Below are 23369 nucleotides of genomic sequence, written 5' to 3'. Positions count from 1 at the left end.
GTCCAACATACGGCAGCACCGCCGTCCCCTCCCACGATTGGTCAACCGGTTCTTGCAATTGGTCAACCGGTTTGTCAGAATGTCCGAGTGCCGGTGCGCTCTCTCCGGCTCTGATCTTCAGGAGAACCCCGCGATGACGCGCCTCTGGAACGACCCGGCAGACTTCGCCGAGGAGATGATCGACGGCTTCGTGGCCGCCCATGCCGCCTACGTGCGACGCGTGGCCGGGGGCGTCGTCCGCCGGGAGGGCGCGCGACCGGGTCAGGTCGCCGTCGTCATCGGCGGCGGCTCGGGCCACTACCCCGCCTTCGGCGGCCTCGTCGGTCGGGGGCTCGCCCACGGTGCGGCGATGGGCAACCTCTTCGCCTCGCCGTCGACGCAGCAGGTGCACGCCGTGGCGAGCGCCGCACACCGCGGCGGCGGGGTGTTCTTCTCGTACGGCAACTACGCGGGCGACGTCCTGAACTTCGACGCGGCCCAGGAGCGCCTGCGGGCGGACGGCATCGCCTGCGCGACCGTGACCGTCACCGACGACATCTCGAGCGCCGGGCCCGACGAGCGTCACCGCCGTCGCGGGATCGCGGGCGATCTGACCGTCTTCCGCATCGCCGGGGCCGCCGCCGAGGCCGGCTACGACCTCGACGGCGTGACCCGGATCGCCGCGCACGCGAACGAGCGCACCCGCTCCTTCGGCGTCGCGTTCTCGGGCTGCACGCTCCCCGGTGCCCCGGCACCCCTGTTCTCGGTGCCGATCGGTCGCATGGCGGTGGGACTCGGCATCCACGGCGAGCCCGGCATCGGCGAGACCGACGTGCCGACCGCCGACGAGCTGGCCGACCTCCTCGTGGATCACCTGCTGGCCGAGGTGCCCGATGGCGTCGAGGTGAGCGGATGCCGGGTCGTTCCCATCCTCAACGGACTCGGCTCGCTCGCCGCGGAGGAGCTCTTCGTGCTCTACCGCCGCGTCGCCGCGCGGCTCACCGAGGCCGGCGCGGTCATCGTCGATCCGCACGTGGGCGACTACTGCACGAGCTTCGACATGGCGGGAACCTCGCTGACGCTGTTCTGGCTCGATGACGAGCTGGCGACGCTCTGGGACACCCCCGTCGACACGCCCGCCTACCGCCGTGCACCGCAGGAGGTCGACCGGGCCCGCGTCGGCGGAGGCCGCCCCGCCACCGACGGGGCGCTCGCCACATCGACGCGCCCGACGCCCGCCGCGCCCGTGACCTCCGGCGACGACCAGTCGCGCCGCTGCGCGACCACGGTGCTGCATCTTCTCGACACCGCCACGACCACCATCGACAGGCACGCCGACGAGCTCGGGCGCATGGACGCCGTCGCCGGCGACGGAGACCACGGCATCGGCATGCAGCGCGGGGCACGCGCTGCCCGCGCGGCCGCCGCGGAGGCGGTCGCGGCCGGCGCCGGAGCCGAGAGCGTCCTGCGCCGCGCCGCCGACGCATGGTCGGATCGGGCCGGCGGAACCTCGGGGGCGCTGTGGGGTCTGATCCTCACCGCGATCGCCGCGCACCTGGGCGATGCGGGCACCCCCGCGCCCGCTCAGGTCGCGGCGGGCGTCGCGGACGCGGCCCGCACCGTGCAGGCTCACGGAGGCGCCGCCGTCGGCGACAAGACCCTCGTCGACGCCCTCGTGCCCTTCAGTGACGCGCTCTCCCGAGCGGTCGCGGCGGGCACCCCTCTGGCCGACGCCTGGACCGCGGCGGCATCCGCCGCGCGAACGGCGGCGGCCGCCACCGCCGACCTGCTCCCCCGGCGCGGGCGCGCCCGCACGCACGGGACCGCCAGCGTCGGCACCCCCGACCCCGGCGCGCACTCGCTCGCTCTCATCGCCGACGCCACCGCCGGCGCACTCGCCGACTCCGAGAGGACTCACGCATGACCACGCCCCTCCGCCTCGTGATCGGCAGTGACGACGCCGGATTCGACTACAAGGAGATCCTGAAGCAGGATCTGCTCGCCCACCCCGGCGTCATCGACGTCGTCGACGTGGGAGTCGATGCCGACGGGCACACCGCGTACCCCCGCGTGGCCATCGAAGCCGCCGAGCGTGTGGCGCGGGGCGAGGCCGATCGGGCCCTGCTCATCTGCGGCACGGGGCTCGGCGTCGCGATCGCGGCCAACAAGGTTCCCGGCATCCGGGCCGTCACCGCCCATGACTCGTTCTCCGTCGAGCGCGGCGTGCTTTCGAACAACGCCCAGGTGCTCACGATGGGCCAGCGCGTCGTGGGAGTGGAGCTGGCGCGCCGACTCGTCCGGGAGTGGCTCACCTACCGTTTCGACGACGCGTCCGCATCGGCGGAGAAAGTCGCCGTCATCGCACAGTACGAGAGCACCGGTTCCTGCTGATGTCGGCGCTCACCGTCGGAGTGAGCCTGAAGGCGTACTTCGGTCGCCAGCAGGCGCGCGAGTGGTTCGAGGAGGTCGCGTTCCGCGTCGGCACCCTGCCCGCCGTCCGCTCCGGAGCCGTGGAGGTGTTCGTCGTGCCCACCTATCTCCAGATCGCGGATGCCGTGGCCACCTGCGCCCCCACGCGCATACGCGTCGGGGCCCAGGACGTCTCCGCCTTTCCCCCGGGCGCCTTCACCGGCGAGACCACCGCCTCCGAACTGTCCGCTTCCGGAGTCACGCTCGTCGAGATCGGGCACGCCGAGCGCCGGCGGCTGCGGGGCGAGACCGACGCGGACGTGGCGGCGAAAGCGTCCTCGGCACTCAGCGAGGGCCTCACTCCCCTTCTCTGCGTGGGTGAGACGAGCCGGCAAGACCCGGATGCCGCGGCATCCGCGACGCTCGCACAGCTGCGCACGGCCCTCGCCGATGCTCCGGCGGCGCCCGTGATGGTCGCCTACGAGCCCGTTTGGGCGATCGGCGCTCCCGAGCCGGCACCGACCGATCACATCCGCGTCGTCACCCGCGCCCTGCGCGCTGCGCTCGACGCCGATCCCGCGCGCGGAGGCTCCCGCGTCATCTACGGCGGCTCCGCCGGTCCCGGCCTGCTCACGCGACTGGACGGCGACGTCGACGGCGTGTTCCTCGGCCGCTTCGCGCACGACCCCGCGGCGCTCGCCGCCGTGGTCGACGAGGCGGCGACCCTCACACGGACGTCGACACCGTGATCGGGCTCGGCACCTACGCATTCTTCTGGCAGCACTCCTATCGCGCCCCGAAGCCGCTCAGCCTCATCGACGCCTTCCACGCGACGCGCGCGCTCGATGTGGGACTGTTCCAGATCTGCGACTACGCGCCGTTGGAGGCCATGACGGATGCCGAGCTGCGCACCGCGGCCGGCGTCGCCCGCGAGCTGGGCCTGCGGATCCAGCTCGGAACCAAGGGCATCTCCCCCGCACACCTCGAGCACTACCTCCGCCTCGCCGCGGTCTTCGACGCGGACCTCGTGCGCACCATGGTCGGCGCACCCCACCCGCAGCCGTCGCCGTCCGAGGCTCGGGCGTGGCTGACGGCGACCGCGTCCTCGTACGAACAGGCGGGGGTCACGTTGGCGCTCGAGACGTACGAGCAGGTCGCGACCGACGATCTGGTGCGCCTCGTCGACGATGTCGGCAGCGCGCACCTCGGCATCTGCCTCGATCCCGCCAACGTGGTCGCCCGGCTCGAGGATCCCCGCGCCTGCGTGGAGGCCGCGGCATCCGCCACGCGCAATGTGCACGTCAAGGACTTCGCGTTCAGCCGGCGCGACGGATGGGTGGGCTTCACCTACGCCGGCGCCCTGATGGGGACAGGACTGCACGACTACGCGCACCTGCGCGCCACCGTCCGCCCGGTCGAGCGCGGCATCGACGAGATCGTCGAGCATTGGCTGCCGTGGCAGGGCGACGCCGAGACCACCATCCGCACCGAGCGGGACTGGACCCGCACCACCCTGGAATACCTGAGGAGAACCCCGTGAGCCACACCATCGCCGTCTTCGGCGCCGGCGGCAAGATGGGCACGCGCGTGTCCGACAACCTCGTGCGCACCGCCCACACGGTCCACTACGTCGAGACCTCGCCGGCCGGTCGCGAGCGCGTCCTCGCCGCGGGTCGCACGCTGTCCGACGCCGCCACTGCCGTCGTCGACGCCGACATCGTCGTGCTCGCCGTGCCCGATCTCGCTCTGGCGCCGGTGACCGCGGAGCTCGTGCCCCAGCTGCGACCGGGCACGATCGTCCTGACCCTCGACCCCGCCGCCGCCTATGCCGGGCTCCTGACGACGCGCGACGACATCGTGCAGGCGGTCGCGCACCCCTGTCATCCGTCGGTGTTCCTCCAGCGGCAGAGCCCCGAGGAATGGGCCGACACCTTCGGCGGCGTCGCCGCACCGCAGGACGCGATCGCCGCGATCGAGAGCGACGACCCGCAGAAGAGGGCGATCGTCGAGGACACGGTGCGGGCGATCTACGCACCCGTCGTGGACGTGCACTGGGTGAGCGTCAAGCAGCTCGCCCAGCTCGAGCCGACGCTTGTCGAGACGGTCGCCTGCATGATCGGCGCGCTCCTGAACGAGGCCCTGCACGAGGCGATCCACACGATGGGAGTTCCCGAGGCGGCGGCGCGCAGCATCCTGTACGGGCACACGCAGGTGGCGCTGGCCAATGGGCTCCGCGGCGACAACCCCTTCAGCGACGCCTGCCTCATCGCGATGGACTACGGTCGCGAGAGCATCATCAAAGATGACTGGAAGAAGATCTTCCGCGACGACGAGCTCGACAAGAACCTCGCGCGGATGCTCCACCTCGACCGCATCGAGCGCCCGCTCGCGCCGAAGAACTGAGGACCCCATGGGACAGCTGAACGACAAGACGGCCCTCATCACGGGTGGCGCGTTGGGTATCGGCCTGGCGGTCGCCACACGGTTCGCCCGGGAGGGAGCCCGCGTCATCCTCGCCGATCGCAACGGCGACGGGGCCGCCGAGGCAGTCGCGCGCATCGGCGCAGCTGCGCGAGCGCTGACGATGGACATCTCCGACGAGGCGTCGGTGGCCGCGGGGTTCGCGGAGGTGCACGCGGCCGGCTGGGCGCCCGATGTCGTCGTCGCCAACGCCGGCGTGCAACTCTTCGGCCACGACGCGCCCATCGCGGACCTCGACCTCGACGTCTGGCGCCGCACGATCGACGTGAACCTCACCGGCACCTTCCTGACGGTCAAGTACGCGGTCCGCTCGCTCCTGGCCCGCGGCGGCGGTTCGATCATCCTCACCGGCAGCCCGACGGCGGTCAACGGGGAGGGGAAGGACTTCACCGCGTACAGTGCGTCGAAGGCCGGCGTGCACGGCCTCGCGCGCACGGTGGCTGCGGCGTACGCCGGCACCGGCATCCGTGTGAACACCGTGCAGCCTGCGTACACCGAGACGCCGCTGGTGGCGGCCATCACCGATGATCCCGAGGCACGGGCCGCGATCGTCGAGCGCATCCCGATCGGGCGGGCGGGCACCCCCGACGACGTCGCCGGCATCATGGTCTACCTCGCGTCCGACGACGGCGCTTTCGCGACGGGTGCAACGTTCCAGGTCGACGGGGGCATGACGTCGCTGTGACGGAGCAGTGGTGGGGTGAGGATCCGCGGCGCTGGAGCGCGGGGCGCTGGTCGCTCGACCTGCGCGGCGACGAGCTCGCCGACATCTCGGTCGACGGTGCGCTGGTTCTCCGGTCGGTGCGCGCCGTGGTCCGCGACCGCGACTGGAACACCGTTGCACTGGTCGTCGAACGCGTCCAGGAGCACGACGCGTCGCTCACGCTGCACGTGCGCTCGCGCGGTCACGGGTCCTCCTTCGTCGGCACGGTCCGCGTGCACGCGGCGGATTCCACGCTGACCGTCGCGTGCGATCTCCAGACGACGCGGCCCGTCGAGACGAATCGCACCGGACTCGTGGTCCTCCACCCGCCGACAGTGGCGGGTACCACGCTGTCGGTGACCCACACCGACGGCAGCGAGCAGTCGACGGCGTTCCCCCGCGCGATCAGCCCCCACCAACCCGTTCTCGACATCGGCGCGCTGCGATGGACGCACGCCGGCCTCGCGGTCGAGGTCGTGTTCTCTGGCGACGTCTTCGAGATGGAAGACCAGCGCAACTGGACCGACGCCTCGTTCAAGACCTACAGCCGGCCGCTCGCTCTCCCGTTCCCGGTGCAGCTGGCCGCCGGCGCACGGATCACGCAGGCGGTGAGGGTGACGGCCCGGCGGGCGACGCCCGCACCCGCCGCGGAGGGCCCCGCCCCACAGACGGACGCGGTCGCTCTGATCACCGCCGGCCGCTTTCCGGAGATCGCCGTCGGGGCGGCCACGGGAGCCGATCCTGCACCCGAGCCACGCGCGGATGACGCGGTCGGATCACTCCCCGTGCTCGTCGAGCTCGATCTCGGATGGGCCGGCTGGCCGGCCGCGCTCGAGCGCGCGGCACGGTCGGGCGGACGCCTGGATGTGCGGCTGCTGCTGCCGTCCGCCTCGAAAGCGCGAGAAGCGACCGTGGACGCGCTGGATCGCGCCGTCGCCGCGCTCGCACACCACGATGTCTCCCGCCTCGGCGCCTTCTGGCTCGACGGCGATGCTGCCCAGCTCGCGGATCGGGAGGCGACGGCGCTGCTGCGCGCCGCACTCGCGCACCGCGGTCACCACGTCGCGGCGGCGACGGTGATCGGGGGCGTGCGGACGCACTTCACCCAGCTCAATCGCGAGCACCATCGCCTGGACGACACGGTCGACGGCGTCGCCTTCAGCCTCACACCCCTCTTCCACAGCACCGGAACCGCCCAGCTGATCGAGTCGCTCGGCATCCAGCGCCTCGTCGCCTCACAAGCCGTCGTTCTGGCGGCCGGAGTGCCCGTGCACATCGGCCCGGTCACGTTGCATCCGCGGGTGAACGACGTCGCGACGACGCCCGCGCCGTCTCCGGCGACGAGCGAGCTCATCCGCGGGTACGGAGCGGCTCTGGTCGCGCCGGACGACGCGCGCCAGCGCAGCGCGCCGATGGCCGCGTGGACGATCGCCTCCGCTGCGGCGCTGGCGGTGCCCGGTGTCGCAAGCCTGGCCTTCTTCGAGGAGTGGGGTCCGCGCGGCATCCGCGACGAGCGCGGCATCCCCTATCCCGTCGCCGCCGCCGTGCGCGCGCTCTCGGAGCTGTCCGGGCAGAGGCTGCTGTACGGCGGCAGTCGCGACGGGCTGCTGTGGGTGGTGGGAGCGGTCGACGACAGGGGTGCGGCCACGCTGCTTGCTGCGAATCTCGGCGACACCGACCGCACGATCACGGTGCTCGGCGCGCGAGAGCGCACCCTGGCGGTGCCGGCGCAGAGGTGGGTGCGCAGCGTCGAGTGAGTCGCGCCCGCGCTCACGAGCCGGTCGAGGCCCGCACCACCAACTCCGGACGGAAGCGGACGGCGCGCGTCGCCGCGGGATCGTCGAGCGTCTCGAGCAGCAGCTCCACTGCGCTCGCCCCGATGCTCCGCGCGGGTTGGCGGATGGAGGAGAGGGGCACGACGGCCGTCGCCGCGAAATCGATGTCGTCGTAGCCGATGAGGGCGAGCTGCTCGGGGACGCGGATGCCGCCGAGGATCGCTGCCCCCTGCAGCAGCCCCACGGCGAGCAGATCGTTGGCGCAGAACACGGCGTCGGGCCGATCCGCGGGCGCTCGGGCGGCGAGCGCGTCGCCGACACGGCGTCCGGCGAGCACCGTGAGCGCGTCGACGTCGACGACCTCGAGCGTCGCATCCGAGACGGCGGCGAGCGCACGGCGTGCGCCGGCGAGTCGGTCGGCGACCTGCCGCACGTGGGCGGGCCCACCGACGAAGGCCAGTCGACGCCGGCCGAGAGCCAGCAGATGTGCCGCGGCGAGGAATCCGCCCTCGACGTCGTCGACGGCGACGGAAGGCACCCGCCGTTCGTGATCTTCCGCGTCGACGAGCACCACGGGGATTCCCGCGGCGCGCAGCCGCTCGAACGGCCACGCATCACGCGCGGTCGGCGTGAGGAGCACACCGTTGACGCGCTGCTCGCGGAACAGGTCGAGGTAGGCGTCCTCGCGGTCACGCAGATGATCACTGTTGCCCAACAGCACCGCGAGATCCTCGGCCGCGGCGCGCTCCTCGGCCCCGCGCGCGACCTCGGCGAAGAAGGGGTTCGCGGTGTCGAGCACGACGAGCCCGATCGCGCGGCTGCGACCCACGCGCAGCTGGCGCGCCGCGTCGTTGCGCACGAATCCGAGACGCTCGATGGCGCTCTGCACCCGGGTGACGGTTTCGGCGGCGACCTTTTCGGGTCGGTTGAGCACGTTGGAGACCGTGCCCACCGAGACGCCCGCGGCGGCAGCGACGTCCTTCACACTGACGCCCATCTCCGCCCCCTGTCGATCTTGACGAATCGTGTCAACGACACTACCGTTTGAAACGATTCAATATGCGTTCCAGAATCAGACGCCTGTCGAGAGAAGCCCAAGAATGACGACGCTGTCACCAGAGAACCTGTCCACCCTCGCCGCCCAGGCGATCGAGCTGCCCTCGTGGGCTTTCGGCAACTCGGGAACCCGCTTCCGGGTCTTCCCCACCCCCGGCACGCCCCGCGATCCGTTCGAGAAGATCGCGGATGCCGCGCAGGTGCACCGTCACACGGCGCTCGCACCGAGCGTCGCGCTGCACATCCCCTGGGACGCGGTCGAGGACTACGCTGCCCTGCGCCGCCACGCCGAAGACCACGGCGTGCGCCTGGGCACCGTCAACTCGAACACCTTCCAGGACGAGGACTACAAGTTCGGCGCGCTGACGCACCACGACGAACGCATCCGCCGCAAGGCGATCGACCATCACCTCGCGTGCATCGACATCATGGATGCCACGGGCTCGCGCGACCTGAAGATCTGGCTGGCCGAAGGGTCCAACTACCCCGGCCAGAACGACATGCGGGACCGACAGGATCGCCTCGCCGACTCGCTGCAGCAGATCTACGCACGCCTGGGCGATGAGCAGCGCCTCGTGTTGGAGTACAAGTTCTTCGAGCCGGCCTTCTACCACACCGACGTTCCCGACTGGGGCACCTCCTACGTGCAGGTGGCGGCCCTGGGCGAGAGGGCGATGGTCTGCCTCGACACCGGCCACCATGCCCCCGGCACCAATATCGAGTTCATCGTCATGCAGTTGCTGCGACTCGGACGACTCGGCTCCTTCGACTTCAACAGCCGCTTCTACGCAGACGACGACCTCATCGTCGGGGCGGCCGACCCTTTCCAGCTGTTCCGCATCCTCGTGGAGGTCATCCGCGGCGGCGGTCTGAACAATCCGGATGTCGCGTTCATGCTCGATCAGTGTCACAACATCGAGGACAAGATCCCGGGCCAGATCCGCTCGGTGCTCAATGTGCAGGAGATGACGGCGCGCGCACTCCTGCTCGACCGCGAGGCGCTGAGCGCCGCTCAGCAGAACAACGACGTGCTCGCCGCGAACGCGATCCTCATGGACGCGTTCCAGACGGATGTCCGGCCTCAGCTGGCCGCCTGGCGCGTGGAGCGGGGACTTCCCGCCGACCCGATGGCCGCCTACGCGGCATCCGGCTACGCGGAACGCAGTGCGGCCGAGCGCGTCGGCGGCGTGCAGGCGGGATGGGGTGCCTGAGATGACGAACCCCACCGTCGCCGAACTCCTCGCCCGGAGCAACCGTCTGGGCGCCGACCCCGCGAACACGAACTACGCCGGCGGCAACACGTCCGCCAAGGGCACGGACACCGACCCGGTCACCGGAGCCCCCGTCGAGCTGCTCTGGGTCAAAGGCTCCGGCGGCGACCTGGGCACGCTCACCGAGCCGGGACTGGCCGTGCTCCGCCTCGACCGCGTGCGCGCGCTCGTCGACGTGTACCCCGGCGTCGACCGCGAGGACGAGATGGTCGCCGCGTTCGACTACTGCCTCCACGGCAAGGGCGGCGCCGCTCCCTCGATCGACACCGCGATGCACGCGCTCGTGGATGCCGCCCACGTCGACCACCTGCACCCCGATGCGGGCATCGCGATCGCCACCGCCGCCGACGGCCCCGCGCTCACCCGCGCGATCTTCGGCGACACGGTCGTCTGGGTGCCCTGGCGCCGTCCGGGCTTCCAGCTCGGGCTGGACATCGCGGCGATCAGGGCCGAGAACCCCCGGGCGATCGGCACGATCCTCGGCGGCCACGGCATCACCGCATGGGGCGAGACCAGCGCCGAGGCCGAGCGAAACTCCTCCACTATCATCGCGATGGCCGCCGCCTACCTCGCCGAACACGGCGATCCGGCTCCGTTCGGAGGAGTTCGGGACGGCTACCAGGCCCTTCCCCTCGCGCAGCGGCGTGCCCGCGCGGCGGCGCTCGCGCCCACCATCCGCGGCCTCGTCTCCAGCGATCGTCCGATGCTCGGTCACTTCACCGACAGCGACACCGTGCTGGAATTCCTCGCGTCCGAGGCGTCGCCGCGCCTCGCGGCGTTGGGCACGAGCTGCCCCGACCACTTCCTGCGCACCAAGGTGAAGCCGCTGCTGCTGGACCTGCCCGCGACGGCCTCCCTCGACGACCAGCTCGGCCGCCTGCACGAGCTGGTCGAGGACTACCGTGTCGACTACCGGGCGTACTACGACGCGCACGCCGACGCCGACAGTCCCGCGATGCGCGGCGCCGACCCGCTCATCGTGCTCGTGCCGGGGGTGGGGATGTTCTCCTACGGCGCGACGAAGCAGACGGCGCGAGTGGCGGGCGAGTTCTACGTCAACGCCATCAACGTCATGCGCGGCGCCGAGGCGGTCTCCACGTACACCCCGATCTCGGACGCCGAGAAGTTCCGCATCGAATACTGGGCCCTGGAGGAGGCCAAGCTCCAGCGGATGCCGAAGCCGAAGAGCCACCAGGGGCGCATCGCGTTCGTCACGGGCGCGGCCTCCGGCATCGGCAAAGCGATCGCCGCACGCCTGGCCGCCGAGGGTGCGTGCGTCGTGGTCGCCGACCTCGACCTCGAGAAGGCCCGGGCCGCCGCCGCGGAGCTGGGCGGGCCGGACGTGGCGATCGGCGTCGCGGCGAACGTGGCGGATGCCGAGGCCGTCCAGGCCGCGATCGACGAGACGATCCTCGCCTTCGGCGGCGTCGACCTCGTCGTCAACAATGCCGGTCTCTCGCTGTCGAAGCCGCTGCTGGAGACGACGGAGAAGGACTGGGACCTGCAGCACGACGTCATGGCCAAGGGCTCGTTCCTGGTGTCGAAGGCCGCCGCAGCGGCGCTCATCGCGCAGAGGATGGGCGGCGACGTCATCTACATCTCCTCGAAGAACTCCGTCTTCGCCGGACCGAACAACATCGCCTACTCGGCGACGAAAGCCGACCAGGCGCACCAGGTGCGTCTGCTCGCGGTCGAGCTGGGTGAACACGGGGTGCGGGTGAACGGCGTCAACCCCGACGGCGTGGTGCGCGGCTCCGGGATCTTCGCCGCGGGCTGGGGCGCGAACCGCGCGGCGACCTACGGGGTCAAGGAGGAGGATCTCGGCCAGTTCTACGCCAACCGCACGATCCTCAAGCGCGAGGTGGTGCCCGAGAACGTCGCCGACGCGGTCTTCGTGCTCACCGGACCCGAGCTGTCGCGCACCACGGGCCTGCACGTCCCGGTGGACTCCGGCGTCGCGGCCGCGTTCCTGCGATGATCCACACGCCACGCGCGGTCGCCGCGATCGATCTGGGCGCGACCAGCGGGCGCGTCGTGCTCGGGCGGGTCGGGCGCGGCATCCTCGACACCGAGACGGTGGCGCGATTTCCCAACGATCCGATCCGCCTGGGCACGGGCCTGCACTGGGATGCCGCAGGGCTCTATGCCGCATCCGTGCACGGCCTGCGGGACGCCTTCCGCCGCGAACCGCAGATCGCGAGCATCGGCGTGGACTCGTGGGCCGTCGACTACGCGCTGCTGCGCGACGGGCGGCTGCTCGGCATCCCGTTCCACTATCGCGACGAGCGCACCGCCCGCGGCGTCGCGGCGGTGGAGACCGCCATCGCACGCGACGACCTGTTCGCGCGCAACGGCCTGCAGTTCCTGCCGTTCACCACGGCGTACCAACTGGCCGCCGAGCCGCCCGAGCTGATGGCGACCGCCGACACGCTGCTGCTGATCCCCGACCTCATCGCCTTCTGGCTCACCGGCGCTCGCCGCGCCGAGCTCACCAACGCATCGACGACGGGGCTGCTCGACGCGCGCAGGCGAACATGGGACGACGAGCTCGTGTCCGCTCTCAGACTGCCGCGCACCGTGCTCCCGCCGCTCATCGCTCCGGGCGAGCGGATCGGAGAGCTCCTCCCCCACGTCCATGCGAGTGTGGGCGGCACCGCGCCGGTCATCGCCGTGGGCTCGCACGACACGGCATCCGCCGTCGTCGCCGTGCCCATGCGGGCCGAGGCCGCCGCCTACATCTCGTGCGGAACCTGGGGGCTGGTCGGCGTCGAGGTCGCCCATCCGGTGCTGACTCCCGCGGTGCGCGCCGCGAACGTCACCAACGAGGGCGGCGTCGACGGGCGCGTGCGCCTGCTGCACAACGTCATGGGGCTGTGGATCCTCAGCGAGGCAGTCCGCGGCTGGTCGCGCGATGGCGGGGACGTCGAGCTGGCGACGCTGCTGGCCGCGGCGGCGCAGGTGCCGGCATCCGCCGCGCCCGTGTTCGACGTCGACGACCCCCGCTTCCTCGCCCCCGGCGACATGCCCGCGCGCATCGACGCGTGGTGCGATGAGAACGGTCTCGCCCCGCCGCGCACGCGCGCCGCGTACGTGCGCGCGATCGTCGAGTCGCTCGCGCAGGCCTTCGCGGATGCCGTCGCCACCACGTCCCGGCTGGGCGGCGTGGACGTGCGCACCGTCCACCTCGTCGGCGGCGGTGCACTCAATGAACTGCTGTGTCAGCGCACGGCCGACCGGTGCGGCGTGCCCGTCGTGGCGGGACCGGTCGAGGCGACCGCGCTCGGCAACGTCCTGATCCAGGCACGCGCGGCGGGCGTGATCGACGGAGAGCTCGAACAGCTGCGAGACCTCGTCGCGCGCACACAGGAGCTGCGCCGGTACGAGCCGCGGGCGTGATCAGTGCAGCGACGCGTCGGCGTCGGTGTGCAGCCACTCGGTGAACACGACCTCGAGGCCGGCGCGCGTCGGCGCGCACACCATCGGTCCTGCCTGCGCGTCGAGATCGCCGCGGAACGGCGCGACCCGCACCAGACGCAACGGCTCGCCGTCGACGCCGGCGCGCACCGTGAGGGCATCCTCGCCACGGCTCACGCGCACGCGCAACGGCCGCCCGGCCCACTCCGGCACCGCCCCGACCGACCAGTCCGACATGATGTCGGTGACGACGGCGCCGACGCCGAGCACACCGTCGGCGTTCTCGACTCCGGCCTTCATCCAGCGCTCATCGTCGGCGCGCACGAACAGTCCCGCCTGATCGAACTGCGCTGTGAAGTCGGCCTCGAAGACGACCTCCATGGCCGTCCCGACCGGCAGCGGTGCGATCAGCGCATGCTCGGTGTCGTGGATGAACCCATACGCCGTACGGCGCCATGCGTCACTGCCTTCGACGGCGGTGACCACCAGCGCGCCGTCCCGCTCACTCACCGCGGCCGGCGGACTCGTCCACGTTGCGGCATCCCAGGCGACACGTTCTCTCATGAGCCCATCCTGCCGTGCGCAGCCCCGACGGCCGCCTCGTCGGACGCACCGACGGGGAGGGTCAGCACCTCCACGCCGCGCGGGGCGACGCGCAGACCGTCTCCGGCATCGACGACGACCTCCTCGTCGGTGCGGTTGACGAGGAACACGTGCCGACGCGCCTGACCGCGGCGGACGATCACCTCGAGCCGGCCTCCGGCCGCGAGCGGGTCGGCCGCGAGTGCGTCGATGTCACCGGCGAGACGCTCGAGCAGGGCGCGGGCGCCCTCCCGACCGAGGTCGGCGGAGACGTAGGTCGCCGACCCGTCGCCGGCCCGGCGACGGGTGACGGCGGGCATCCCGGCGAGGTCGCCGGCCGCATAGGTGTCCAGCACCTCGACGTCGGCGCCGACGCGGGCGATCCGCTCGCTCCAGTGCGCCGCCCGTGCCCCGGAGGCGAGCACGGCCTCCTCCTCGGGCAGAAGCGGCACGAACTCTTCGACCGTCACGCCGAGCACCTCGCGAAGCGCGCCGGGGTAGCCGCCCAGCCAGACCCGGTCGTGCTCGTCGACGATTCCGGAGAAGTACGTCGTCACGAGATGGCGGCCACTGCGCACGAGGGTCTCCAGCCGGGTGCGCAACGCGTCGGGCACGACGTGCAGCATCGGCGCGATGACGACCTCGTAGTCGTCGAGGGATGCCGAGACGGGAACGACGTCGGCGCGCACGCCGAGGTCCAGCAGCGCGCGATACCAGGCCAGCGTCTCGTCGTCGTAGCGGATCGCGTCGGTGGGGTGCGAGTCGCGCCCACTGACCCACCAGGACTCGTAGTCGAAGACGACCGCGACGCGTGCACGCTCCCGGTGCGAGCCGGTGACCTCCGACAGTTCCTGCAGACGTGCACCGAGCGCCACGACGTCACGGAACACACGGCTGTGCTCGCCGGCGTGCGGCACCATGCCCGAGTGATACCGCTCGCCGCCGGCGCGGGACTGGCGCCACTGGAAGAAGCAGACCGCATCCGCCCCGTGCCCGACGTGGGTCAGCGCGTCGCGCAGCAGCACGCCCGGCCGCTTGGGCGGGTTCACCTCGCGCCAGTTGATGGCACTCGGCGCGTGCTCCATCAGGAACCAGGGCCGCCCCTCGGCGATGTTGCCGGTGAGGTTCGCCCAGAAGGAGAGGTCATCACGGCCGACCTCGCCGGGCCGCAGGTAGTGGTCGTTGGAGACGAAGTCGACGTCCCCGGCCCACGAGGGGTAGTCGATGTCCCGAACGTTCTGCGCGACCATGAAGTTCGTCGTGAACGGGATGTCGGGCGTCACCTCGGCGAGCACGGCGGCCTCGGCGCGCAGGTGATCGCGCACCGCGTCCGACGAGAACCGCTCGAAGTCGAGCCGCTGGCCGGGGTTGCGGTGCGTGGGCGCGGTGCGCGGCGGCAGGATCTGATCCCACTCGGTGTAGTGCTGCGACCAGAAGGCCGTTCCCCAGGCGTCGTTGAGGGCGTCGAGCGTGCCGTAACGCTGCCGCAGCCACGCACGGAAGGCCCGGGCGGCGTCGTCGGAGTAGTCGTAGATGTTGTGGCAGCCCAGTTCGTTCGAGATGTGCCAGGCGATGATCGCAGGGTGATCGCCGTAGCGCTCTGCGAGAGCGCGCACCAGTCGCAGCGCGTGCTCGCGGAACACGGGCGAGGTGGGCCGCCAGTGCTGACGCGCACCCGGCCACAGCACGGTGCCGTCCTCGGTCTGCGGGAGGATCTCGGGGTGCCGCTGCGACAGCCAGGCCGGAGGCGACGCCGTCGCCGTGGCAAGGTCGACGTCGATGCCGTTCTCGTGCAGCAGATCGATGACCTCGTCGAGCCAGGCGAAGTCGTACTCGCCCGGACGCGGCTCCAGCAGCGCCCACGAGAAGATCGCGAGTGACACGACGTTCACTCCGGCCTCGCGCATCAGACGCATGTCCTCTGCCCAGACGTCGCGCGACCACTGCTCGGGGTTGTAGTCGGCGCCGTAGCGCATGCGCCGCGCCCCCGTCGCGCCGTCTCGGACCCAGCGATACTCCCGTGCCTGCGTTGCCATGACGGCATCCTATATCGAATATCGTGCACATGCACGGTTTTTTCGGCGGGCGCCACGGTACGCTGTCATGCCATGACGACCCCGACTCCGGCTCGCCGCGGTCCGTACGCGAAGTCGGCCGAACGGCGCGCGGAGATCATCGCGTCGGCGACGGCGATCTTCAGCGCCCACGGCTACCGCGGAGGTTCCCTGCGTCAGATCGCCGCTGAACTGGGGCTCGGCCTGACGACGGTCATGCATCACTTCCCGACGAAGGTGTCGCTGCTGGCAGCGGTCTTGGAGCAGGAGGATGCCGCAGATGCCGACTTCCTGGAACGCACCCGTCGCGACGGACTCATCCCGACCGTGCTGGGCATCGTCGAACGCAATCTCGACCGTCGCGAGCTGGTGCGCATGTTCTCCATCGTCTCGGCGGAGGCCACCTACCCCGGACACGAGGCGCACGACTGGCTGCGCCAGCGGTACGCGCGCGTCATCGCCGACTACGCCGGCGCGATCGCCGCCGATCGCGCCGCCGGAAGGATCGACCCGCCCGTCGGCGACGACACCGCTCTGGCCGCCCTGGTCATCACGGGGTGGGAGGGCGTTCAGATCCGCTGGCTCGCCGATGATTCGGACCCCGTGGCGGCCATGTCCCTGCTTCTGTCGAGTGCACTGCGACCACGGGCGGCATAATGGGTTTGTGCCTTCCGGCACGCTGAAGCCGAGAATCGAGGCCCCATGCCCTATCGCAACCAGGAAACGGTCGCCTCATGGGTGCGCGATTACCTCGAGGACCGCAACGTCGAGGCCTCCTCCGTATCGGTTCTCGAGAAGGACTTCACTCCGGGACCGGACTCCGGCCTCGTCGTCGTCGCCTTGAGCAACGCGTCCACGGTCACCTACATCCAGCCGGTCATCGCAGACGGCCACCCGCGGTGGATGGTGACGTTCGAGCCCCGGACCGAGAGTTTCGACCTCGATGCCACGGGCGTTGCGCGACTGTCAGCAGATCTGTCCGACCTCGCCGAGTTGTGCGGCTACCTGCAGGGACGCACCGAACAGGCCATCGCCGAGGCAACCGCCGCGGGAGTCTGAGCATCGCCACGCCCCTGTGATCTCGCGGTCTAGATCACGCGGTCTAGATCAGAGGAGTCGTGAGGACGGCGGTCGCCAAGGCTCCCAGCGCGACGACACCGCTCACCGTTGCCGCCGTCTGCCACAGCACCTGCGCCCGCGGCGACGACTCGACACCGGACTCGGGCCGCACCGCGTGCGCGGTGAACACAGCGCGCTGGGCCTCCGCAAGGCTCACGTAGCGGCCCACCGGGGTCGATCGCGAGTCGAAACCCACGAAGTGACCGTCGGGCGTGGCCTCCACACAGCCCACGTAGTCGCCGGCACGCGAGGCGACGAAGAAGCCCTCGCTGACGCGAGCCCAGGTGACGCGCCCCGGAGACGCGGGAGCGATGATGCTCATGCGACGGCCGCCAGCTCCGCGCGCGACGGTGCGGTGGTCAGCGCACGCTCCATCACCACTCCAGCCGCCGAAGCCGCCGCCTGGGCGATCTCGTTCACCCGCGCGGGGTCGAGGCGAATCGGCTCCGCGTCGTCGAACTCGAAGCGCAGGGGAATCGCACTGTGCACCCACAGGGCGGTCCGTCCGTAGGCGGGCGAGGAGAACGTCAGGCTGAAGCCCTCCGACCGGCGCAGCTTCGTCATCGTCACCATCCGAAGGTGGGCGAGGTCGACATCGTCGATCTCGATGGCGTCGGCGCTGTTGCCGTAGTACATGCGTCCCATCGTGACTCCCTCCGTGTGGCGCGGTACGCCAGGTCTGTTACGAGAAAGGTTATTCCGTGGATAAGTAGTTAGTCAAGCGAGATAATTCATGAGCTATATTGGTGACACCGGACTTTTTCGGCGACGACTTCTTCTGGGAGGTGAGTGAGGTGACGACCGCACACACATCCGACACGGCCCCCGTGCTGGAAGCGCTCGCACGCTTTCGAGCGGCAGACGCGCAGATGCATCAGCGCGTGCGCACCCATGCCGCCCTGGGTGAGAACGAACTTCGCATTCTCCAGTACGTGCTGGCCTGCGACCGCGCGGGCACCGATGTCAAGCCGAGCGAGATCTCGCGCCACCTGGGCATCAGCTCGGCATCGACGACGGCGCTGCTCGATCGCTTGGAGCGGCTCGGCAGCGTTCAGCGCGTGAGCCACCCCACCGACCGTCGCAGCATCCTCATCGCACCGACCGAGCGCGCGGCAGCCGAGGTTGCCGCCCTCGTCGACGCGTTCGAGGACCGTGTCGCGCACGCCATCGATCAGCTCTCCGACGACGGTCGCGCAGCAGTGCTGGCCTTCCTGGATGCGGCGACCGGCGCCGCCGACGATATCGCCGACCCCGCGGGCGCTCGCGACTACGCGTCGATGTGATCGACCGCGACGCGCATCGCGTCGAGGAAGTGGATGACGGTGTCGCGCTGGTCCTGATCCATCTCCCGCACGACCGCCATCATGCGCTCGTGCATGGCCGACAGGGTGTGACGCACCTCGTCGTCGGACTTCTCGCTCGATCGGATGAGGACGCTGCGCCGGTCGTCCGGATTGGGCGTGCGCGTGATGTGGCCCGATTTCTCGAGCCGATCAAGCAGCGCGGTCGTCGACGCTGACGTGATCCCGAGATAGCGGCTCAGGGTGACGGGCGTCACGTTCTCGCCGCGCATATGCGCGCGTGCGAGAAAGCGCAACACGAGGAGCTCGTTCTCCCCCATGTCCATCGACTGCTGGGTCCTCCGCCGCATCGCGACCTCGGCAGCCCGGTAGGAGCGCATGGCCTCCATGACCGACGTCGAGCGCGCGTCCTCGTCCACGTACCAGTAGGACGGCGGCTGCTCGGCGGGCGTGCTCATCGCAATATTGTGCCGCACCATCGTGCTCCGGTCCCAGATCGATGATGACGGTGGACAATCCTCGCCTCAGGCGCTATGTTCCTGATTGGGTTACTGATTGATAACCGAAATGAGGATGCCGTGTCGACGACGACGAACGGGTACCGCGAGCTCGTGGCGGCGCTGCGCGAGGTGCGCGAGGAGGCCGCGCGGGGCGGCCCCGACAGCGCGCGCCAGCGGCACACCGCCCGCGGCAAACTCCTGGCTCGCGACAGGATCGACGTGCTGCTGGACCGCGGAAGCCCGTTCCTCGAACTCGCCCCCCTCGCCGCGCACGGTCTCTACGGCGGCGACGCTCCCGCCGCCGGCGTCATCGCCGGCATCGGCCTCGTCCACGGGCGGCACGTGATGGTCGTCGCCAACGACGCCACCGTCAAAGGAGGCACGTACTATCCGATGACGGTGAAGAAGCACCTGCGCGCACAGGAGGTCGCGGCCGAGAATCGCCTCCCGTGCATCTACCTCGTCGACTCCGGCGGCGCGTTCCTGCCCCTCCAGGACGAGGTGTTCCCCGATCGCGAGCACTTCGGCCGCATCTTCTACAACCAGGCGCGGATGTCGCGCGACGGCATCGCGCAGATCTCCGCGGTGATGGGCTCCTCGACCGCCGGCGGCGCCTACGTCCCGGCGATGAGCGACGAGACCGTGATCGTGCGCGACCAGGGCACGATCTTCCTCGGCGGTCCGCCTCTGGTCAAGGCCGCGACCGGCGAGGTCGTGACGGCGGAGGAACTCGGGGGCGGGGTGACCCACTCGCGCATCTCGGGTGTCACCGATCATCTCGCCGAGAACGATCATCACGCCCTTCAGATCGTTCGCGACATCGTCGAGACGCTGCCGCGCTGCGCCGCGCTGCCGTACGATCTCGGCCCGGCCGATCCGCCCGCGCACGACGCCGACACCCTCTACGACGTCGTCCCGGTCGAGCTGACCACTCCCTACGACGCGCGCGAGATCATCACACGGCTCGTCGACGACAGCCGGTTCGCGGAGTTCAAGCAGGAGTACGGCGAGACCCTCGTCACCGGCTTCGCACACATCCACGGCCACCCGGTCGGCATCGTCGCCAACAACGGCGTCCTGTTCGCCGAGTCGGCGATGAAGGGGGCGCACTTCATCGAACTGTGCGACCAACGCGGCATCCCGCTGCTGTTCCTCCAGAACATCACCGGTTTCATGGTGGGGCGCGAATACGAGCACGGCGGCATCGCCAAGCACGGCGCGAAGATGGTCAACGCCGTCGCCTGCGCCCGCGTGCCCAAGCTCACGGTCGTCGTGGGCGGGTCGTTCGGTGCCGGGACCTACTCCATGTGCGGTCGCGCCTACTCGCCGCGCTTCCTCTGGTTGTGGCCGGGAGCACGGGTGTCGGTCATGGGCGGCGCACAGGCGGCATCCGTGCTGTCCACCGTGCGAGGCGAGCAGCTCAGCGCCGCCGGCAACGCCTGGACCGAGGAGGAGAAGGCGGCGTTCGAAGCGCCCATCCGCGACCAGTACGAACGCCAGGGCAGCCCCTACTACTCCACCGCGCGGCTCTGGGACGACGGCGTGATCGAGCCCGCGCAGACCCGCGACGTGCTCGGACTCGCCCTCGACGTCGTCTCCCGTGTCCCGATGACCGACGCCGGCTACGGCGTCTTCCGGATGTGATCGCATGACCACCATCACGAAGGTGCTCGTCGCCAACCGCGGCGAGATCGCCGTGCGCATCATCCGTACGCTCCGGAGCCTCGGCATCCGCTCGGTCGCCGTCTTCAGCGACGCCGATGCGGGTGCCGTGCACGTCCGCCTCGCCGACGAGGCGGTGCGCCTCGGGCCCGCCCCCGCCGCCCAGAGCTACCTGTCCATCGAGCGCGTGCTGGATGCCGCGCGGCAAACGGGCGCGCAGGCCGTCCACCCCGGTTTCGGCTTCCTTGCCGAGAACGCCGCCTTCGCGAGCGCCTGCGCCGAAGCCGGCGTCGTCTTCATCGGCCCGAGCCCCGAGGCGATCGAGATCATGGGCGACAAGATCTCGGCCAAGCGGACGGTGGAAGCCCGGGGTGTGCCCACCGTGCCGGGGCTTGCGCGCGCCGGCCTCACCGACGCGGAGCTGATCGACGGCGCTGCCGGAGTCGGCTTCCCCGTCCTCATCAAGCCCTCCGCGGGCGGGGGCGGCAAAGGGATGCACGTCGTCGAGGAGGAGGCGCAGCTTTCGGCCGCCGTCGCCGCCGCCCGGCGCGAGGCGGCGGCGTCCTTCGGTGACGACACCCTGTTTCTGGAGCGCTACGTCACGACGCCACGGCACATCGAAGTGCAGGTGATCGCCGACTTCCACGGCAACATCGTGCACCTCGGCGAACGCGAGTGCTCGCTGCAGCGACGGCATCAGAAGGTCGTCGAGGAGGCTCCCTCTCCCCTGCTGGATGCCGCGACGCGTGCCCGCATCGGGGCCGCCGCATGCGAGACGGCGCGCAGCGTCGGGTACGTGGGCGCCGGCACCGTGGAGTTCATCGTCCCCGCGGACCGTCCGGACGAGTTCTTCTTCATGGAGATGAACACGCGCCTGCAGGTGGAACATCCCGTCACCGAACTGGTCACCGGCCTCGACCTGGTGGAGCTGCAGCTGCGCATCGCGGCGGGCGAGGCGCTCCCGTTCCAGCAACAGGACGTGCGCCTGAACGGCCATGCCATCGAGGTGCGCGTCTACGCCGAGGATCCGCAAGCGGGGTTCCTGCCCACCGGCGGCCGGGTCGAACGGGTCGTGCACCCGTCGGGACCCGGCATCCGCGTGGACACCTCGCTCGAGGACGGCCTCGACGTTTCCACCGACTACGACCCGATGCTCGCAAAGCTCATCGCGTGGGCTCCGAACCGCGAGGAGGCGCGGCGTCGTCTCGTGGATGCCATCGCCGAGACAGCGATCTTCGGGTTCGAGACCAACCTCACCTTCCTGAAGCTGTTGCTCGAGCGGCCCGAAGTCATCGCCGGTGAGCTCGACACCGGGCTCATCGCCCGCGTCTTCGAGCACCTGCCCTTTCCGGAGACCTCGGAGCGCACCTTCGCGGAAACCGCGCTCGTCATGCACGCACAGCCGACCGGCACCATCGCTACGGGTCCGACAGGACCCTGGGCGCGCGCCGACGGATGGCGCCTGGGCGCGGCGGCGGCGACCGTCTTCGATCTGGAGACACCGGCGCGCCGCGCTCGCGTCCGCGTGTGGGCGTCGCCGCTGCGCGTCGCGGTCGACGACGGGGAACCGCAAGCGGCCACCGTCGCTCTCGACGGCGGCCGGGCGAGCGTCGGCATCGGCGGTCACCGGCGTTCCTTCCCGTTCGCGGCGGGATCGGGCGGGGTCTGGCTCCGTACTGACGCAGACGCGGTTCTCGTGCGCGAGCACCGCGCGACATATGGAGCGGACCGCACCGCCGACGCCTCCCCCACACTCACCTCCCCTCTCCCGGGCACGGTCGTCATGGTGGCGGTCGACGAGGGCGCCCATGTCGAGGTGGGCGACGCGATCGTCGCGGTGGAGGCGATGAAGATGGAGCATGTGCTGCGCGCAACGGTGGGCGGCACCGTGCGGCTGACCGTCGCCGCCGGCGATCAGGTCGCCCGCGGCGGCGTCGTGGCCACGATCGAGAGGGAAGACGCATGAGCGACGGCATCGCCGCGGCACGGATCGAGCAGCGGGGGCTCTATTTCGAGGAGTTCATCGAGGGGGCGCTCTACGTGCATGCCCCCGGCCGTACGGTCACGGAAGCCGACAACGTGCTGTTCACGACGCTCACCATGAACACGCAGTCGCTCCACCTCGACGCGGCGTGGGCTGCGGGCACCGAGTTCGGGGAGCGCCTCGTCAACAGCATGTTCACCCTGTCGACGCTGGTCGGCCTGTCGGTTGCCCAGCTCACGCAGGGAACGATCGTGGCGAACCTGGGCTTCGGCCAGGTGGCGTTCCCGGCGCCGGTGCGCGTCGGCGACACCCTCTACGCCGAGACGGTCGTCGTCGGCACCCGCCTCTCGTCGTCCCGACCGGGGCAGGGCATCGTGGAGTTCGCGCACACGATGCGCAACCAGCGCAGCGAAGTGGTGGCCACCGCAACGCGCACCACCCTCATGCGGTGCCTGCCCGCCGCGGCGACGGGTGCGTGATCACCCCTCGACCAGAGCCCGGCGCGCCATCGCGGCGAGGATGCCGGCGGCCTCCTCGCCGCCGGCGGGCGCGCTGTGGGGCGTGGAGTTGAGCAGCCCGAAGACCCCGAGCAGCCGCGTCTCGCGTTCGGGCGCGCTCAGGCCGGGAACGGCGGATGCGAGCACGGTGTCCCAGTCCTGCACGTATTCGCGCTGCAGCCGCCGTACGCGCTGGTTCGTCTCGGCATCGAGTCCGGCGAGCTCCCGGTCCTGGATGCGGATGATGTCGGGGGCGGCGGTCGCGAAGCCGATGTGGAACGCGATCAGCTCGTCCAGCGCGGCACGCGCCGCGGCGGCATCCGTCACCGGGCCGGCACCGAGGATCTCCCGAGCGCCCTGGAGCAGACGCTCGCTCGCGTCGAGAAGCAGCTCCGCCAGCAGCGCATCCTTGCTCCGGAAGTGCTTGTACAGGGCCGGGCCGCTCATCCCGACGGCTTCCCCGATCTCGACGGTGGTCACCGCCGCGAATCCGCGCCGGGCGAAGAGCGCGGCGGCCTCCGTGAGCAGGCGTGCTCGACGATCAGCCTTCTGCGAGCTGCGCCACGTCGTCACCGGTTCAGC

At 70.8% G+C, this 23369-nt stretch carries 23 protein-coding genes; 16 read left to right on the top strand and 7 right to left on the bottom strand.

The annotated features are described in order from the left end of the window. Positions 1–133 precede the first annotated feature (133 nt). The 7 genes from PP359_RS10890 to PP359_RS10860 are packed head-to-tail and all read left to right on the top strand — an operon-like array spanning position 134 to position 7329. A complete protein-coding gene (locus tag PP359_RS10890) occupies positions 134–1903 on the top strand; it encodes a dihydroxyacetone kinase family protein (RefSeq protein ID WP_499250570.1) in 1770 nt (589 codons plus the stop codon). Beyond that, positions 1900–2370, top strand: a complete 471-nt coding sequence (locus tag PP359_RS10885) for a ribose-5-phosphate isomerase (protein WP_112931900.1) — start codon at positions 1900–1902, stop codon at positions 2368–2370. The genes PP359_RS10890 and PP359_RS10885 overlap by 4 nt, the downstream gene beginning before the upstream one ends. Then, a complete protein-coding gene (locus tag PP359_RS10880) occupies positions 2370–3137 on the top strand; it encodes a triose-phosphate isomerase family protein (RefSeq protein ID WP_499250569.1) in 768 nt (255 codons plus the stop codon). The genes PP359_RS10885 and PP359_RS10880 overlap by 1 nt, the downstream gene beginning before the upstream one ends. Then, complete coding sequence (locus tag PP359_RS10875; RefSeq protein WP_499250568.1) at positions 3134–3928, top strand: sugar phosphate isomerase/epimerase family protein; 795 nt, start codon at positions 3134–3136, stop codon at positions 3926–3928. The genes PP359_RS10880 and PP359_RS10875 overlap by 4 nt, the downstream gene beginning before the upstream one ends. Then, a complete protein-coding gene (locus PP359_RS10870) occupies positions 3925–4791 on the top strand; it encodes a phosphogluconate dehydrogenase C-terminal domain-containing protein (protein WP_499250567.1) in 867 nt (288 codons plus the stop codon). The genes PP359_RS10875 and PP359_RS10870 overlap by 4 nt, the downstream gene beginning before the upstream one ends. 7 nt (positions 4792–4798) lie before the next feature. Continuing rightward, the gene (locus PP359_RS10865) at positions 4799–5554 is read left to right on the top strand and encodes an SDR family NAD(P)-dependent oxidoreductase (RefSeq protein ID WP_499250566.1); all 756 of its coding nucleotides are present in this window, start codon (positions 4799–4801) and stop codon (positions 5552–5554) included. After that, entirely contained in the window at positions 5551–7329 is a 1779-nt protein-coding gene (locus PP359_RS10860) for a D-apionate lactonase family protein (RefSeq protein ID WP_499250565.1), read from the top strand. The genes PP359_RS10865 and PP359_RS10860 overlap by 4 nt, the downstream gene beginning before the upstream one ends. 13 nt (positions 7330–7342) lie before the next feature. Here PP359_RS10860 and PP359_RS10855 read toward each other — a convergent pair whose 3' ends face one another. Next, positions 7343–8344, bottom strand: coding sequence for a LacI family DNA-binding transcriptional regulator (locus PP359_RS10855; protein ID WP_499250564.1), 1002 nt, complete (start codon positions 8342–8344; stop codon positions 7343–7345). Positions 8345–8447: 103 nt separating this feature from the next. On the opposite strand from PP359_RS10855, the gene rhaI reads away from it, so the two are divergent. Genes rhaI through PP359_RS10840 form a run of 3 tightly spaced genes read left to right on the top strand, consistent with a single transcriptional unit; the run spans position 8448 to position 13070 of the window. Beyond that, entirely contained in the window at positions 8448–9614 is a 1167-nt protein-coding gene (gene rhaI / locus PP359_RS10850; protein WP_499250563.1) for an L-rhamnose isomerase, read from the top strand. A 1-nt stretch (position 9615) separates the two neighbouring features. After that, the gene (locus tag PP359_RS10845; protein WP_499250562.1) at positions 9616–11652 is read left to right on the top strand and encodes a bifunctional aldolase/short-chain dehydrogenase; all 2037 of its coding nucleotides are present in this window, start codon (positions 9616–9618) and stop codon (positions 11650–11652) included. Then, a complete protein-coding gene (locus tag PP359_RS10840) occupies positions 11649–13070 on the top strand; it encodes a rhamnulokinase (RefSeq protein ID WP_135948935.1) in 1422 nt (473 codons plus the stop codon). The genes PP359_RS10845 and PP359_RS10840 overlap by 4 nt, the downstream gene beginning before the upstream one ends. Here the strand turns inward: PP359_RS10840 and PP359_RS10835 are convergent, their stop codons facing one another. Beyond that, on the bottom strand, positions 13071–13652 hold the full coding sequence (locus PP359_RS10835; RefSeq protein ID WP_499250561.1) for a DUF1349 domain-containing protein: 582 nt from the start codon (positions 13650–13652) through the stop codon (positions 13071–13073). After that, complete coding sequence (locus PP359_RS10830; protein WP_295776606.1) at positions 13649–15706, bottom strand: beta-galactosidase; 2058 nt, start codon at positions 15704–15706, stop codon at positions 13649–13651. Before PP359_RS10830 ends, PP359_RS10835 begins: the two co-directional genes overlap by 4 nt. Before the next feature lie 72 nt (positions 15707–15778). Between PP359_RS10830 and PP359_RS10825 the strand changes: the two genes are divergently transcribed. Beyond that, positions 15779–16381: a TetR/AcrR family transcriptional regulator gene (locus PP359_RS10825; RefSeq protein ID WP_295819610.1), complete on the top strand. Its 603-nt coding sequence runs from the start codon at positions 15779–15781 to the stop codon at positions 16379–16381. Between the two features lie 45 nt (positions 16382–16426). Then, positions 16427–16783, top strand: a complete 357-nt coding sequence (locus PP359_RS10820) for a hypothetical protein (RefSeq protein WP_005047703.1) — start codon at positions 16427–16429, stop codon at positions 16781–16783. A gap of 43 nt (positions 16784–16826) precedes the next feature. On the opposite strand, the gene PP359_RS10815 is transcribed toward PP359_RS10820, so the two are convergent. Both PP359_RS10815 and PP359_RS10810 read right to left on the bottom strand, forming a co-directional pair. Further along, positions 16827–17165, bottom strand: a complete 339-nt coding sequence (locus tag PP359_RS10815) for a hypothetical protein (RefSeq protein ID WP_005047706.1) — start codon at positions 17163–17165, stop codon at positions 16827–16829. Beyond that, positions 17162–17488, bottom strand: coding sequence for a DUF7882 family protein (locus PP359_RS10810; protein WP_036317578.1), 327 nt, complete (start codon positions 17486–17488; stop codon positions 17162–17164). Before PP359_RS10810 ends, PP359_RS10815 begins: the two co-directional genes overlap by 4 nt. A gap of 101 nt (positions 17489–17589) precedes the next feature. Here PP359_RS10810 and PP359_RS10805 point away from each other — a divergent pair, with 101 nt between their 5' ends. Next, positions 17590–18126, top strand: coding sequence for a MarR family winged helix-turn-helix transcriptional regulator (locus PP359_RS10805; RefSeq protein ID WP_499250560.1), 537 nt, complete (start codon positions 17590–17592; stop codon positions 18124–18126). Here PP359_RS10805 and PP359_RS10800 read toward each other — a convergent pair. Further along, positions 18111–18602 (bottom strand): MarR family winged helix-turn-helix transcriptional regulator, encoded by a 492-nt coding sequence (locus PP359_RS10800; RefSeq protein ID WP_167487129.1) that lies wholly within the window; start codon positions 18600–18602, stop codon positions 18111–18113. The genes PP359_RS10805 and PP359_RS10800 overlap by 16 nt on opposite strands. A gap of 75 nt (positions 18603–18677) precedes the next feature. Here PP359_RS10800 and PP359_RS10795 point away from each other — a divergent pair, with 75 nt between their 5' ends. The 3 genes from PP359_RS10795 to PP359_RS10785 are packed head-to-tail and all read left to right on the top strand — an operon-like array spanning position 18678 to position 22769. Beyond that, the gene (locus tag PP359_RS10795) at positions 18678–20288 is read left to right on the top strand and encodes a carboxyl transferase domain-containing protein (RefSeq protein ID WP_499250559.1); all 1611 of its coding nucleotides are present in this window, start codon (positions 18678–18680) and stop codon (positions 20286–20288) included. Between the two features lie 4 nt (positions 20289–20292). Further along, positions 20293–22272: an acetyl/propionyl/methylcrotonyl-CoA carboxylase subunit alpha gene (locus PP359_RS10790; RefSeq protein WP_499250558.1), complete on the top strand. Its 1980-nt coding sequence runs from the start codon at positions 20293–20295 to the stop codon at positions 22270–22272. Continuing rightward, positions 22269–22769 carry a MaoC family dehydratase gene (locus tag PP359_RS10785; protein ID WP_005047720.1) on the top strand — a complete coding sequence of 167 codons (501 nt, stop codon included), beginning with the start codon at positions 22269–22271 and terminating at the stop codon, positions 22767–22769. The genes PP359_RS10790 and PP359_RS10785 overlap by 4 nt, the downstream gene beginning before the upstream one ends. On the opposite strand, the gene PP359_RS10780 is transcribed toward PP359_RS10785, so the two are convergent. After that, on the bottom strand, positions 22770–23360 hold the full coding sequence (locus PP359_RS10780) for a TetR/AcrR family transcriptional regulator (RefSeq protein ID WP_112931914.1): 591 nt from the start codon (positions 23358–23360) through the stop codon (positions 22770–22772). Between the last annotated feature and the right edge of the window lie 9 nt (positions 23361–23369).

Source organism: Sphingomonas sp. BLCC-B65, from assembly GCF_028550675.1.
Classification (GTDB): Bacteria; Actinomycetota; Actinomycetes; order Actinomycetales; family Microbacteriaceae; genus Microbacterium.
Note: the sequence above shows the minus strand (reverse complement) of the source record. Positions and strands in the feature narration are given on the sequence as shown.